Genomic DNA, 15468 nt, shown 5'->3' with positions numbered 1-15468 from the left:
AGCAAAGCCAGAAAACAAGGTAAATAACAAACAACCAATAACCAATAACCAATCACCAATAACTACTGACTAAGTTTCTTGACAGCGCGAGTCAAGCGCAGCAAATAAGGCTTGACAATTTCTTGATAAAGTTTCGTTATTAGTTATTAGTTATTAGTTATTTGCAAGGGTTAGAGAGTCTCCGCTATCAGACTATAAAATTAGTTCGTAGTGAGGACTTTAGTCCTCATAAATCAAGGACTAAAGTCCTCACTACAAACATTTTTTCTTATCGGTAATTGAGCGTATCTGAGATTATTTGCGATCGGTTATTGGCAGCAAAGCCAGAAAACAAGGTAAATAACAAACAACCAATAACCAATAACCAATCACCAATAACTACTGACTAAGTTTCTTGACAGCGCGAGTCAAGCGCAGCAAATAAGGCTTGACAATTTCTTGATTTTGCCGCTGCAACTCGGAAACTTGCTCCTGCAAGTGCTGAATCTCGGTTTGCAGAGTCGCTGTGTCTATTGTCGGTCGATCGAGCAAATCCTGCAATTGCTTCAAAGAACCTTGGATTCGATCCAAGTCTACTTCGTTCGATCGCTCCTGCAACTCTGCTGTAATAGTTCTAACCTCAGTTAACTTCTCGTCTAGCAACAAAAATCGGACGTTGACATTTTCCCAATCATGCTCTCTGAGGGCGCTATTTTCCAGAATGCGGAGTTTTTCCTGCAAACCCGACAGGATGCTGTAGAGTTCTTGAGAATCGGCAGGAAGTGCCTGCGCTTGGCGTTCGAGTGCGGCTACCGCAGCTTGTATGTCGGCGATGGCGCCCGATTCCAAAATACCGAGTTTTTGTTTTAAGTCGGAGACGGTAGAATCAAGTTTGGTAAGTTCTCCAGGTAGTTTCTGAATTTGCTGCGATCGAGCTTCTGCTACGGCCTGTACCTCTGCGATGGCAGAATTTGCCTTTTGTTGGATTTTCTGCTCAAAACGCTGGCGATTGGCGAGATTCAGCGAGAGTGCTGCGGTTAGCGGGGCGGCAGCGTAGAGAATTTGCCCCGACAATCCCGCAGCAATGGTGCCAATCGCTGAACCGGCAATAGAGGCGTATTCTGCCAATTCTAGCCAATCCTGCTGGTTTGGGGAAATTCTCATCGTGGGGAATGATGCGTCTTCGATCTTCTGCATAGCCTTTTAGTCGTAGTCTGATAGATTGCGATACCGACATGATAAGAGCGATCGGCAAATAAATCAGGGCTATTTTTGACACTCCCCACGGCGGTCGCCGGGGGATTCTCCAAGCCGAACTTGGAAGGGATAGGCAAATATCCCCCTAGACCCTTCAAATCAACTACCAATACTAGAGGTGTTGCAGTTGGGCTTACTTTTAGTTTTTCTTTTGCTTTGGGAGTCCATCACAAGCCAGATAGGTACGCTCCTCAACCTGCCATTATTTGCCCTTTCTAAGTATTCCGGTTCTAGCCGGATATCTGAGTTGCCGGGATTTCTCCGTACTAGGATGATTCAACGCGCAGACGGTTATTCATACTCACCCAATTACATTACCATGCTTAGTCCCCAAATACAATATTTACTGGCGGTTAAAACCGCAGACCGACTAATCCCCACGTCTCAAGCCGGGGGCTTGCGTCTAGTTTTCTGGTCAAAATTTCGGGATTATCATATTTCTATCGGCAGCTCTGCTGAATAATTTTTGCTTTCAACACGGCCAGTCTCAGGTAAAATTCAGGATATGTCGATCGCCTAAAAGTTAACCGACAACCGTTAACCGCCGTCTGTCAGGAGTATACAGAAAATGGGTCTCAAGATTATTGAAAGCTACGATAGCAGTTTTGTCCTAGAACCGGATGCTAAAGCCGCACTCTTCCATTCACTAACAGGTGAAAGCTTTCTCCAACAAGTAGCGATGCAATTGCAGTGCTCGCGGATTGAGTTTGCCGAGTTACTTTTTCAGCCAGTCCCCTACAGCAGCGAGACGCCCAAGGGAATGCCTGCGGAATTTGAAAAGTATCACGAATCGATCGATTTTGCGATCGTCAACGTCCCGCCTAATTTCATGTTTCAAGCCAAAATATTTAAACCCAGCCGCCTCTGTGCCGTTTATCGCGTTTTCAAGAATTAGGTAAAGAAGAAGGAAGAAGGAAGAAGGAAGAAGGAAGAAGGAATATGCAATAATAGCAATGGTTTCAGCGATTAAAACCGCGATGCACGCTCGCGCAGTCGAATGTGTTATGACCGTCTTGGAAATTGCTAGAAATGCAGGTAAACGGTAGGAATAATTTACGATCGACTATTCACAAAAAATGACAGAAGAGATTCAGAATTTAGCTAGTTTAGAATTTATTCCCTACATTGATGCTGAGGGAAAATTGCCGGAGTTCGTGCAGGGGAAAATCGGCGTTTGCGCGATTTTTGACGATCGGAAAGTGCTGCAATTTGTCGGCTATTCTCGCGATATTTACCTCAGCCTCAAACAGTATCTGGTGCGCCAACCGCACAACTGCTACTGGCTGAAAGTCCAAACTATCGACAAGCCCAGCCGCACTATTCTAGAAAGCATCCGAGAGAGTTGGATTGCCGAAAACGGTTCCCAGCCCCAGGGAAACGGTGCCGATGCTACCAAGTGGAACGATCCCATTGACACCAAAACTGTCATGACTTCGCAAGAAGTAGCAAATTATGAAGGTATTGTCGCCGATGAACTTGCCAAAGATAAATTGTTGAAAAATGTAGCTCGCCGCGTGGAAAATGAAATTTTAGCGCTGCTCAAATCTCGCGGTGTAACTGAAGAAATCCGGTTTAATCCAAAGCTAAAAACTAACGGCTTGCTGGATTTGAAGTAACTACAATAGTCCTGACTGCCAACTGGGAGGTACGTAGTTGCGCTTCAGCGCTCTTTCTTAAGATTATAAAGGAATACGGTTGACTTAAGAACAATCTGAGTTTCTAGAAATGCCTGTATCGCCTATAAAATCGCGATCGGAAATTCGTCCAAAAGCCTTAACTGAACAGTATTGTATTATAAAGAGCGCTGAAGCGCAACTACGTACCTTGAAGATTACTATTGTATTATAAAGAGCGCTGAAGCGCAACTACATACCTTGAAAAATAGTGCCGTTTCCCTACGATATTTCATCTTTAAATGTTAACATTTAATACGTCACATTGAACAGATATCGGAATCTGCAAAATGAACTCTGTTCCCCCACCGGGAATCGAAATACAACTGATTTTACCTCCATGTTTTTCTACTATAATATCGTGACTGATTGCCAAGCCCAATCCAGTACCCCTGCCGACAGGCTTCGTAGTAAAAAATGGGTCAAATATCCGGTGGCGCACTGCCTCGCAAATCCCGCAACCGTTATCGGCAATTAAAATCATAACGAACGGAGGCTTTTGAGTTGCCAATTTTGAATTTGGATTGTACAACGCAGGTTCTGAATCAGAACTTACTGAAGTACTGATGGTAATTTTTCGGGGATAAGGTTGAGATTCCAGCGCATCAATAGCATTGATTAGCAGATTCATAAATACCTGATTTAATAGACTGGCATAACAGGTGATTTTTGGCAGTTTACTGTAGTGTTTTCTCACTTCAATCTCACCGATATTGTTGGCTCCTTTGAGGCGGTGTTGCAAAATAACTAAAGTATTGTCAATGCCTTCATGAATATCCACTGGCTTGCACTTTTCTTGGCCCAGGCGGGAGAAGTTGCGAAAAGACAGCACAATCTCGCTAATTCGAGAAGTACCTTCTTTCATCGAACTTAGCAGTTTTGGATAATCATCTGCAATGAATTCGGGTTGAATTTTTTCCAATTCGCCGACAATTTCTGCCACGGGATGCGGGTAGTAATGTCGGTATAATTTGATGAGGCGAACCAAGTCTTGTGCATAGTCAGCAGCCATAGTAATATTGCCGGAGATAAAGTTGACTGGATTGTTGATTTCGTGAGCAATCCCTGCGGCTAGTTGCCCTAAAGAAGCCATTTTTTCCTTCTGTATTAACTGAGATTGAGTCTTCTTGAGTTCAGTTAAAGTTTCTTCGAGTTGCTGCGCGTAGGATTGTGTTTGCTGCAACAACTGGCGCTGCAAGAGTTGATTTGAGACGCGCGCCAAAACTTCTTGTTCCTGAAAAGGTTTTGTGATATAATCTACACCGCCAACTTCAAAGGCTTTGACTTTATCTAACACTTCATTTAAAGCGCTGATAAAAATGACGGGAATGTCTTTGGTGGTGGCAGAAGCTTTCAATACTTTGCAGACTGTGTAGCCGTCCATACTGGGCATCATGATGTCCAGCAAAATCAAGTCAGGAGGTGTTGATTCGATCGACCTTAGGGCTAGTTGACCGTCGGGTGCAGTGCGTGTTTTGTAGCCATGCCTCGATAGTATTTTAGCTAGAAGGTGCAAATTATTGGGAACATCATCAACAATTAAAATATTCCCTTTTAAGACGGGAGTTGCTTCGTAATTCATATCTAGTCTGGTAAAATAACCTTTGTAGGTTTGATCGTTCGGACTTTAGTCCTCAAAGTTTGATGAGGACTAAAGTCCTCACTACGAACCCGATCTAATATCATTTTTATTTGGTTTAGGGACGGATGAGAGCTAGTATTTGATTGAACTGAAACTCGTTAGCTAAGGCGGCGAGAGCGCTAGCTAATGGGTCATTTCGATCGCGAATTTGCTCTATTTGACTGAGAATCAGCTCTAAATCGCACTCAATAGTGGCTTTTTCTAAAGCTGTCAGCCAATCCGTTGGTAAAGCTGCAACGTTTTCTGGAGTCGGAGCCTCGATTTGAGTTGGCTCCGGCACACTCTCCGGTTCATCGTAAATGTAACGCACTCCGAGATGTTTGTGGAGGGTGGCAAAGATGTCTGTCTCTCGAAAGGGTTTGTGGATAAAGTCATCCCAATCATTTGATACAGTAACACTTCGCGCTTCTTCGGCGTTAGCGGCACTCACGGCAATAATGACGGTAGTTTCACCTTTAACGGTGGCTTTAATGCGTTGCGTGGCTTCACCTCCATCCATTACGGGCATCCACATATCCATAAAAATTAAGTCCGGCTCAAAACTCGTCCACACTTCAATGGCTTCTACACCATTACAGGCTTCTTTGAGCTCAAAGTCAAAGGTTGCAAGGATTTTGAGCAGCAGTTGGCGGTTGTCTTCGCGATCGTCCACAATCAATATACGATAGCGCGGTTGGTTGGATTCTAGGGCGATCGCCCGACGCGACGGCTGTACCGGTTCAATCGCCGCCGCCTCAACTGCGCTGACGGGGATATCAAAGGCGAAGGTGGTGCCGTGTCCTACTTTACTGCGTACAGTAATGATGTCGCCCATCAGCTTGACAAAGTGTTGGCTGATGGCCAGCCCCAAACCGGTTCCCTGCTGAGATGTTTTTCCTGTTTTGGTTTGGACAAAGGCTTGAAAAAGCTGGTCTAACTCATCGGGAGTCATGCCGCAGCCTGTATCTTCTATTTCAAAATGTAATTTGTAATTGATTGGTAATTGCTGATTTTCCTGTTCAATTACCGAACTTACTCTTACTGCAATGCCTCCCTCCTTCGTAAACTTAATGGCGTTAGAAAGCAGATTAATTAAAACTTGGCGCAACTTAACTTGATCGGCGTGCAAATATTCTGGAATATTCCTAGAGTAGCTAAATATTAACTCTAATTTTTGCTCGCGTGCCTGAAGTTGGAACATCTCTTCCACCTCGTTTAGCAGTCTGTTTAATTGAAAGTCTGTTGGGTTGAGTGTAATGCGTCCTGCTTCTATTTTGGCTAAATCTAATATTTGATTGATCAGACTTAGCAAGTGTTCTCCGCTGCGGTTGATGATGCCGATATTTTCCTGTTGTTCGCGGTTGAGGTTGGCGGATCGCTGCATCAATTGGGAGAATCCCAGAATTGAGTTAAGAGGGGTGCGTAATTCGTGGCTCATGTTGGCCAGAAAAGTGCTTTTGGCGAGGTTGGCTGCTTCTGCTGCTAAGGCGGCTTGTTGGAGTTCTACGGCTTGCTGTTGAGTGGCTTCGAGCAATTGAGCTTGTTGTAAGGCGACTTCGAGTTGAGTGCTAATTTGCAGCGCAATATTGATTTCTGCTGCGCGCCAAGTGCGGGGCCCAGAATTTTGATAGCTGGCGAGCAAACCCCAAAGTTGACTGCCGCAGAATATGGGGCAAATAATGTAGGCTCTGGCTTGAAATTGCTCTAACACTTCCACGTAACAAGGACTAAATCCAGCAGTGTATATGTCTTCAACCATGCGGTAACAAACACCTATATCGTAGATACCGCCTTGATTTTTTTGTAGGTAGGTATCTCGTACTCCTTCACCGCAGGCTTGTAAGTTTGTCGCCGCACAGCGAAAGTCGGTGGCGAGATTGTTTGGTAAATTAAGTTCGTCCAATTGTTGTATCACAGATATCCAGCCCTCCCCCATTGACTCGGCAACAAATTCGCCACTCCAATCTGGATTAAAACGATAGATAGCGACTCGATCGCATTTGAGTGTTTCTCGCAATTCTGAGGTTGTGGTTTGGAATATGGTATCAATATCTAAGGACTGACGGATGCGATCGATGCTGCGCCCGATTGCTTGTTCCCGCTGGGCGCTTTCTCGCAAAGCTGCCTCGGCTTGTTTGTAAGCGGTAATATCTAAGACAGTGCCGAACCAACGGAGCAACTGCCCTTTTCTATCAAAAACGGGTTTCCCTCTCACTTCTATGTAAGTGAGCGAGCCATCTTTGCAGATCAGTCGCAGATCGAGTTCAAAGCTTTTTTTATTAATCGCTCTCTCCTGGAGCATTGTCAGATAGGGCGATCGATCTTCGGGATGAAAACGCTCGACTAATTCTGGGGTTGCTAGGGGTTTTTGAGTCGGATCGAGCTCGAATATACGATAGAGTTCTTCACTCCAAGTGCTTGTTGCTTGGGCTATATCGTGTTCCCAACTGCCAATCCTGGCAATTTTTTGGGCTTCCAGCAGTCGGGCTTCTGCCAACTGGCGATCGCTAATGTCCCTGGCCACCCAAACCACAGAGCGATCGGACAATGGCGAAATTTTAGCAGCAAACCAAACTTCTTGGTTGTTAATCTGCATCCTGTAATCAAAATTTATAGTTTGCTGGGTTTCTAATGCCTCTCGAACTTGAGTGAAATAAATGTCTTGGGAGCTCTCATTAAAAATTTGTTCTAGGATGGAGTCGAGCTGATCTGCCTGATTGTTGTCTTGAAAAATTCCCTTAGTAGGTATAACTTCAATTGTTTTTTCTGGTAATTCTAAAATTAGTATAATATCTGCAATTGACTCAAAGATTTTCAGAATTCTTTGAGTAGAACTGTCAAGTTTTTGTTCTATCAACTTGCGCTCTGCAACTTCATCATTTAATAGTTCGTTAGCCAGAGCTAGGGCAGCAGTACGTTCCGCAACTTCGGTGGCTAAAGTGTTATTGTAGTCAGTTAATAGTTTTTCAGATTGTTTGCGCCCTGAGATGTCAGTAAAAGTATTGATGGCATAAATAATCTTGCCGCCTGTATCGAAAATTGGTGTGGCGCGCACCTCAAGCTTAATAATTTCCCCATATCGATGAATTTCTAAATCCTCAACGAGCAACGTTTCGCCCCGCAGTGCTCGGAATGCCGGAATTTTTTCATTTGGACAAAGCTGGTTTTCGTAGTAGAGTTGATAAACTTCTGCCATTTCTTCTAAGGTCGCATCGGGAATATTTTGTACGCCGATCAAATGCTTGGCAGTTTGGTTTAAATAGACGACTTTACCTGAGGCATCGTGGATAGATATCCCCGCTGGTATGGCTTCCAAAAATTGCTTGAGTTGGCTCTCGCTTTGCGCTAAAGCTTGTGTTAAAGATTTTTGTTCGGAAAAAGCCTGTTGCAGTTGCACTGCCATCAGATTGAAGGAACTGGTGAGGTCTCCGAGTTCATCGAAGCGTCTAATTTCTAAAGGTCGATGCCATTCTCCTTTTCCTAAATTTTTGGCGGCGGTATTCAAGCGCAAAATGCGTTGTGTTAGCCAACGGGCAGTCAACAATCCGATCGCGATCGCCAACACCAGCGTACCTGCACACAAGTACAATGTATTGTAGGTATTTGCTTGAATGCGAGCCATGAAATCCGACTCTGGCACCACCACCACAATCAACCAATCCAAGCCATAGGCATCTCCATAGGGAGCGACGCTGACAAACTGCGGAGATCCGTTGCTCGTCATGGTAAATTGCTGAGCTCTATCCAGCGAACTCAAGTTGGCAAAGCGGTTGGTGAGTTGCCGAGCAATGTCTCGGGTGCGGGTATCCTGGCTGTTGGTGGCTAGCAATCGCGTCGGTGGCTGTTTTCCTTGCTTGACAAAGGGCGTTTCTAGGGTGGATGTAGCAACCAGATTGCCCGATCGCTCCATAATAAAGGTCTGTCCCGATTTAGGGAAGTAGAGGCGATCGAGAAAACTGCTAATTGCCGACAGCCCATAATTTGAAGTAAAAACCCCCCGCCATTTGCCAGCAGCATCCTTGATGGGAGACACCGCAACAATTCCTAACTTCGGCATAACGTTGAAAACAACAATTGGCGACCAAGTTTGTTTGTTGGAGGCTTTGGCGTGGCGAAACCAAGCAGTTTCGCGGTTATCCATAGGGATGCTATAGAGCAGTTTTAGGGGATTGCCTTTGGAGTCAACCGAGTAGTATTTCATTTTACCCAGGTCGGTACTTTTCATGCTGCCAAAAAAACGCGTACCGACTGAGAATTTCTCTCCTGTCACTTTTGTGACTTGTTGCACAAATTCCTCGCTCATCAGGCGACCGTACCCAATTTGTTCTCCTCGCTCATTGACAAAAAAGCTCGATTGCAGTGTGGGGTTGAGGATTATTTGCTGCCAAAGTTTCTGTCGCAGTTGCTGAGTGTTGTTGAGGTTCAGCATTCCTTGTTCTACTGCTAGACGGTTGGCTGCTACGGCGTTCTGGGGGGCGTTGAGGTAGTTGGTGAGCCGATCGCCAATTCGCTCTCCTACTTGTTCCATTAACTGCTGTGCTAGATCCTCGACGGATTCCCGGCTGCTTTTGAAAGAAAGATAACCCACTAGCCCGACGGCGCTGACTGTTAGCAACACAAAGGGAACAATCACAACTGTTCCCAGGCGAGGTTTGCTGAAAATTTCGGCGGTTGGGCGGTTGAGGGGATTAATGAGCATGACGCGATCGAGGAGTTGGGCTGGCGATCGAATTTTAACTGTTGCAGTCTTCTGCGAGGTTAATTTCTAGGTATGTAGTTGCGCTTAAGCGCTCTTGATTGAGGTATGTAGTTGCGCTTAAGCGCTCTTGATTGAGGTATGTAGTTGCGCTTAAGTGCTCTTGATTGAGGTATGTAATTGCGATCGAGCGCTCTTGGTTATATATAAGCTCAGAGCGCTCAAGCGCAACTACGTACCTTTCGGAGCGCTCAAGCGCAACTACGTGCCTTTCGGAGCGCTCAAGCGCAACTACGTGCCTTTCGGAGCGCTCAAGCGCAACTACGTGCCTTTCGGAGCGCTCAAGCGCAACTACGTACCTTCTGTTAGTTTAAGGTTCTTAACTGAGCTAAAACTGTGGCGAATCGAGCAGAATCGATCGGCTTTGCTAAGTGTTCGTCGTAACCGGCCTCGATCGCCCGATGCCGGTCTTGTTCGCTAGCATAAGCTGTCAGCGCCACAGCGGCCAAGCGCTTGATTTTGTCAGATTCGGACGATCGCACTTTGCGGATTAACGAGTAGCCATCCTCAACCGGCATCCCGATGTCGCTGACTAAAATATCCGGCGGCGACTGCTGTAAAATGTCGATCGCCTCTTGGGCTGAAGCAGCAGCCATCGCCAGAGCCCCCAACTGTTTCAGCGCCAAAACCAAAAACTCGCGGTTGTCGGGTTCGTCATCAACTACCAACACCTTTAAACCAGCCAAAATACCAGGACTCACGGCAGCTAATTGCCTTTCTTCTCTCAACTGCGGCTGCTGACTCCGACGCTGTTTCAGGGGCAGCATTACTGTAAATGTCGCCCCGAGTCCCTCTCCGGGACTTTCGGCGCGTACAGTGCCGCCGTGGAGTTCCACCAAGTGCCGGACGATCGCCAATCCCAGTCCCAAACCCCCGTAAGCCTTAGTAATTGAGCCATCTGCTTGTCGGAAGCGATCGAACACGTAGGGCAAAAACTCAGGAGAAATGCCTTTGCCGGTATCGCTAACAATAATTTGTACGTAATTAGGTGATGGGGAATTAGCAACAGCTACCGCAGACAAACGCAGTTGGACTGTTCCCCCGGATGGCGTAAACTTGACGGCGTTAGTCAGCAAATTTGAGACTACCTGCTGCAACCTCTGGGCGTCGCCCCACATCAAACTGATTGCGGGGTCAAATTCCGAGGAAACAGTCACAGACTTAGCCTGAGCGGCGAAACTGACACAATTGAGGGCAACTTCGATCGTCTTTGTCATGACGAACCAGCCGGGTTTTAGAACCAGCTTGCCTTGAATAATCCGGGAAACATCGAGCAAATCTTCGACTAGCTGCGTTTGCACCCTGGACTGACGCTCGATCGCTTCTAAACCGCAGGCTAAAGAATCTGGTGTGTACGGGCGGGTGCGGAGCATTTGGGCCCAACCCAGAATTGCGTTTAAAGGTGTCCGCAGTTCGTGGGAAAGAGTGGCTAGAAACTCGTCTTTCCGGCGGTTGATGGCTTCTGCTTCTGCCCGCGCGGCTTGTTCGCGATCGAGCAACTGAGCGAGTTCTGCCTCGACTTGCTTGCGATCGCTGATGTCGGCGACGATCGACATACAGTTAATGTTACCCTTGGCGTCGCGGACAGGAGTTGCCCACAAACCGATATCGATCGATGTGCCGTCTTTTCTTTGGCGCTGGGTTTCCATTCCGGCGATCGCATTTCCGGCGCGAATTCCTTTCAAGTTCGCCGTGAATTCTTCCCGCTTGTCTGGGGGAACGCTGGGCACAAATTGACCTACCGCCTCTGATTCTGACCAGCCAAAAATCCTCTCAGCGGCTGGGTTCCACATTTTCACAATCCCGTCGTCGGCGCCCAAAACGGTAATTGCCAGGGGACAAGCCTGGATCAAGGCTTCCAAAGTTTGATTGATTTGCGATCGCGCTTCTTCTGCTTGTTTGCGATCGGTGATATCGACGTTTACGCCGATCGTTCGCAGGGGCAAACCGCGATCGTCCTGAAACACCCTAGCCCTGCAAGCAATCCAGCCGATGCTGCTGTCCGGGCGGCAGATGCGGAACTCGATGTTTAATTCCTCGCCGGAAGTCGCCGCCGCCTCTATCTGCTGTTCGGTGAAAGTGCGATCGTCTGGATGCACCATTGCCAGCAAATTTTGATAGCTGCTAAAGAAACCGCCGGCCGACAGCCCGTACAAAGCCTCTAACTCCGGCGTACACGCGAGTTCGCCCGTTTGGACGTTCCATTCAAAAGTTCCGATTTTACCTGCTTGCTGAGCGATTTGCAGCCGTTGTTGATTGTTTTTGAGTTCTGCTTCCACCCGCGAGATTTCGGTCAAGTCAATGTAGAATCCGACGATCGTCTCCGGTTCGCCTTTGTCAGGGCACAGAGTTGTCGCGCCCATCAGCACTGGGACGCGGCTGCCATCTTTGCGGATGTACTCTTTCTTAAAAGGAGTTGCGACTCCGGACGCCCGCAGTTCCCCGGCCGCCCGGGCGTCGAGGTGGAGGTATTCGGAGGGGGTCATATTGTCCCACCGCATTTGACCGGAGAGCACGTCTAAGCGAGTGTAGCCCACCATGTTGAGCAGGGAGTCGTTGGCGTAGGCGATGCGGCCGGTAAAATCGCCGATCGCAACTCCGAAAATATTTGAGTCTAACAGTCGCCGGAACAAAGCTTCGCTTTGCTGGATTACCCGTTTTGCTTGGTTGCGATCGGTAATTTCGGCAACCACGCTGCTGACTCCCAACAGCGTTCCCGATTCATCGATCACGGGGTAAAAGCTGACTTGCCAATCCCGCACAACTCCTGGCTGTTGAAGGGTTTCGGCCTTAAGTTCCATGTCGAGTACGGGGGTTTGCGTAGCGAGCACTTGGAGGTAAATCGGCTCTACGAGATCGGCAAGTTCCGGTATCGCTTCTCTGACGGTGCGCCCGATGTGATCTGCGATCGTGCGGCCGTTGATCGCAGCGAGGCATTCGTTCATGCGGATGTAGCGCAAATTGGTATCGAGAAAGCACAGCCCGACTGGTGTGGTGTTGTAAACTAAGTCGAGTTCTGCTAGTTGGTTGCGAATGCGAATTTCGTTTTCTCGGATCTGGTTTTGAGCTTGTTTGCGATCGGTAATATCGAGTACGAAGAAGGATCCTTTGTCTGTGCATCCTTGCAAGTTTCCGGCGCCGACTAAAATTGGGAACCGCGAGCCGTCTGAGCGGATGTATTCTTTTTCATAGGGCGCGCAACTTCCTGATGCTGCGACTTGGGCGAGGGCTGCGCGATCGAGTTCTGCGTATTCCGGCGGCGTGATATTGCTCCAGTGGATTTTTCCTGAAATTAAGTCTTCTCTCGTATATCCAATCATGTCCAGCAAGGCGTTATTAGCTTCAGTAATTGCGCCGCCTGCCTCCCAAAAACCGATGCCGATCATGTTAGAATCTACCACGCTGCGGAAGCGCGTTTCACTTTCCCGCAAAGCTAATTCTGTTTGTTTGGCTGCGGTAACATCTGCGAGAATTATGCCAGCACCGATGATTTCTCCCCTTTCATTTTTTACCGGGTAGTAGTTGGCGAGCCAGTAGCCGAAATATCCGGGTCTTCCCCCATGTTCGCCGCTGACTTCTACATTTAAAACAGGTTCGCCGGTTTCTAGAACTTGCTGAATTATTGGTGCAAAATTGGCTGCGGATTCTGGCAACAATTGACGGTAGTCTTGACCGAGATGCTGTTGGGCTGGCAAACCGTTGAGTTCTGCTAATACTTGGTTGATGCGGATGAAGCGCATTTCGCGATCGAGAAAGCAAATCGCTAGGGGAGATGCTTCTAACAGCGAGTCAATTAAGGCGAAGGATTGCGATGTTTGAGCTAGTGCTTGCTGCGCTTCTGCATAAAGTCTGGCGTTGTCCAGGGCGATCGCCACGCGGTATGCTAAATCTTCTAGCATTGCCATATCTTCTGCACTGTAGCGGCGCCCCAACTTTGAGGTAAAGCAACTGATCGCACCCATTACCCGCCCGCGCGCCTTCAGCGGTACGCAAGCGTAAGATCCGATATTGAGCGATTGCAACATTTCAATTTCTGCTGCATTTTCGGCTGTTTCTCCTAAAATCTCCTCATCCACTTCGGCAATTAGTTGGGATTGGCCGGTGCGAATTACTAGCGGATAGCCGTTAAAAGCGCGATCGGCGATCGGGCTTTTAACTCTCAACTTATTAATCGTATCAACCGTAGAGGCTTCTGCGTGAGCTACAGCGACTTTGCGGACTTTTGAGTCAGTTGCGGTCAAATGAATGCAGCACCCGTCAGCAACAGAATTAACTGCTAATTCAGCGACATTTTGCAGCACTGTTTCTCCGTCAAACGCAGCAGCCAAAATTTTGCTAACTTCTGCCAAAAATGCCGATCGCTGCTGTTCTATTTGGGCTTTTTCTCGGGCTGCTTGCTCGGTTGCCAACTGCAATCTTTGACTTTCTGCAAGTTTTAGTTCTGTGATATCGCGGGCAACAATTAACGCCGATTCTGGTACGCCGTCTTTGTCAAACTCTGGAACTACGCGAGATTGATAACTTCTGATGCCGTCGGTTGAGTAAGCCTGAAATTCGATGATTTCTTCTCGACCAGTTTCTAACACTTTGCGGAGAGTTTCATCCCACCTCTGGCAAAGTTCCGGCGGCATTCCTATCTCTTGACTGGTTTTCCCGACGAAGAATGAAATTGGTTTTCCTTGACTTCTGGCAACTGCTTCGTTGACATAAATATAACGCAGTTTTTTGTCGGTGCGGATAATCACATCCGGCGTATTTTCTAGCAGCGTTCTCAGTTGCTGTTCGCTGCTAGACAAAGCTGCTTGTGTTTGCTGTCTTTCGGTAACATCTCGCACCGTGCCCACGTGTCCGATGAGTTCCCCACAGTCGGAGAACATCGGGGCCGAAGCAACATTAATCCAACGTACAATACCCTCTGCTGTTTGCAGGCGATACTCGATCGCATACTCCCCACGTTCCCGAGTATAATCCAGCCATCGGCTCAATACGCGCGATCGGTCTTCTGGGTGAATGCAATTCTCCCAACCGTCTCCTAAAAGTTCTGCTACACTCAAGCCACAAATCGCCTGGGTGCGAGGGTTTGCATAGGTGTAGCGCCCCTTAAAATCTGCCATAAAAATTCCCACAGGCGAACAGGAACTCAAACAGCGAAATCGTTCTTCTTGAGCTTGCAGCGCTTCTTTAGCTACTGTTAGCTCAGCCGTGCGCTGTTTGACGCAGTTTTCTAGCGTGGTGTAGGATGAAGCCAGGGCTATTTCTGCTAATTTGCGATCGGTAATATCGATACCACTTGCGATCGCATATTCTACCAAGCCATCAATACCCAGCATCACTGTATTCGACCAAGAAATGAAGCGCTTGTCGCCATTTTTAGTGCGCCAATAGTTTTGATATTCGCTGTAAACAACTTCTGCGTTTAGATTAGCAAAAACTGTTTGGGCTGCCTCAACTTCTTCGGGAATCAAGAACAGATCCCAAACATATTTATCCAGAACTTCGGCTGCCGAGTAGCCTGTGGTTTTTTCGCAAGCTTGGTTGAAGCGGACAATTCGTCCTCGACTGTCGAGAACTACAATCAAGCAAGCTGTGGTATCAGTTACTTTTGAGATAATCTGGCGTTCTATTTCTAGTTCTTGTTCTGCGGACTTTAAACCAGCATACCAGCCGCCAACCATTGCAGTGGCAAGAAGTAAGATTGCAGGAGTTGCCTGAAGTGCAAACAGTAACAGAGTTGTCAGCAGTAAGGCCGTGCCTGCGGTAAATGTAGCAATGCTGTAAGATTTAATGGGTAAAGGCAAGACCTGAAACCGACTCATTTTTTTTTGACCTGTAGCGATGGCGCGATCGCACTATTTCTGTTTGTGCCTATAAAACAAGATGGTTAAAAATAATTATGTGTTTTTTATATAACAAACCACATTTGTCGGCGCCGTGCCATCTTCCCACAGATAGATTTGCAAAAGTCAGTTAACAGTTGACAGTTGATAGTTGACAGTTGATAGTTGTCAGTTGATAGTTGATAGTTGTCAGTCAAAGGGAATAAAAAAATTCTCCCATTCTCCCCCTCTCCCCCTCTCCCACTCTCCCCTTTCTGCAATCCTCGAAACCAAGCAATTGATGCGCGCAGCAGCTTATGATAAATGAATCGACAAACTGGATAAGTTGATTTCTGGGAGGAACTT

The 15468-nt window shown here is 47.2% G+C and carries 7 protein-coding genes; 2 read left to right on the top strand and 5 right to left on the bottom strand.

Translation table 11 applies throughout. The annotated features are described in order from the left end of the window. Positions 1–378: 378 nt before the first annotated feature. Positions 379–1176, bottom strand: coding sequence for a hypothetical protein (locus tag QZ918_RS20705; protein ID WP_293338054.1), 798 nt, complete (start codon positions 1174–1176; stop codon positions 379–381). 628 nt (positions 1177–1804) lie between these two features. Between QZ918_RS20705 and QZ918_RS20700 the strand changes: the two genes are divergently transcribed. Together QZ918_RS20700 and QZ918_RS20695 are read left to right on the top strand one after the other, a co-directional pair. Beyond that, positions 1805–2131, top strand: coding sequence for a hypothetical protein (locus QZ918_RS20700; RefSeq protein ID WP_293338052.1), 327 nt, complete (start codon positions 1805–1807; stop codon positions 2129–2131). A gap of 181 nt (positions 2132–2312) precedes the next feature. Beyond that, positions 2313–2852, top strand: a complete 540-nt coding sequence (locus QZ918_RS20695) for a GIY-YIG nuclease family protein (protein ID WP_293338050.1) — start codon at positions 2313–2315, stop codon at positions 2850–2852. A 295-nt stretch (positions 2853–3147) separates the two neighbouring features. On the opposite strand, the gene QZ918_RS20690 is transcribed toward QZ918_RS20695, so the two are convergent. The 4 genes from QZ918_RS20690 to QZ918_RS20675 all read right to left on the bottom strand — a co-directional run. Further along, on the bottom strand, positions 3148–4491 hold the full coding sequence (locus QZ918_RS20690) for a hybrid sensor histidine kinase/response regulator (protein WP_293338048.1): 1344 nt from the start codon (positions 4489–4491) through the stop codon (positions 3148–3150). Positions 4492–4606: 115 nt separating this feature from the next. After that, the gene (locus QZ918_RS20685; RefSeq protein ID WP_293338046.1) at positions 4607–9229 is read right to left on the bottom strand and encodes an ATP-binding protein; all 4623 of its coding nucleotides are present in this window, start codon (positions 9227–9229) and stop codon (positions 4607–4609) included. A 362-nt stretch (positions 9230–9591) separates the two neighbouring features. Continuing rightward, entirely contained in the window at positions 9592–15102 is a 5511-nt protein-coding gene (locus QZ918_RS20680; RefSeq protein ID WP_293338044.1) for a PAS domain S-box protein, read from the bottom strand. 86 nt (positions 15103–15188) lie between these two features. After that, on the bottom strand, positions 15189–15468 hold a 280-nt coding region (locus tag QZ918_RS20675), incomplete at its 5' end, for a hypothetical protein (RefSeq protein ID WP_293338042.1).

Origin of the sequence: Microcoleus sp. CAWBG58 (genome assembly GCF_020883045.1) — a bacterium.
In the GTDB taxonomy this organism is placed as follows: domain Bacteria; phylum Cyanobacteriota; class Cyanobacteriia; order Cyanobacteriales; family Microcoleaceae; genus Microcoleus.
This window is presented reverse-complemented; position numbering and strand designations above follow the sequence as displayed.

Excerpts from the sequence above, each read along its gene's own strand:
- QZ918_RS20705 (WP_293338054.1), bottom strand. The coding sequence starts at position 1,176 with ATGCAGAAGATCGAAGACGCATCATTCCCCACGATGAGAATTTCCCCA.
- QZ918_RS20700 (WP_293338052.1), top strand. The coding sequence starts at position 1,805 with ATGGGTCTCAAGATTATTGAAAGCTACGATAGCAGTTTTGTCCTAGAA.
- QZ918_RS20695 (WP_293338050.1), top strand. The coding sequence starts at position 2,313 with ATGACAGAAGAGATTCAGAATTTAGCTAGTTTAGAATTTATTCCCTAC.
- QZ918_RS20690 (WP_293338048.1), bottom strand. The coding sequence starts at position 4,491 with ATGAATTACGAAGCAACTCCCGTCTTAAAAGGGAATATTTTAATTGTT.
- QZ918_RS20685 (WP_293338046.1), bottom strand. The coding sequence starts at position 9,229 with ATGCTCATTAATCCCCTCAACCGCCCAACCGCCGAAATTTTCAGCAAA.
- QZ918_RS20680 (WP_293338044.1), bottom strand. The coding sequence starts at position 15,102 with ATGAGTCGGTTTCAGGTCTTGCCTTTACCCATTAAATCTTACAGCATT.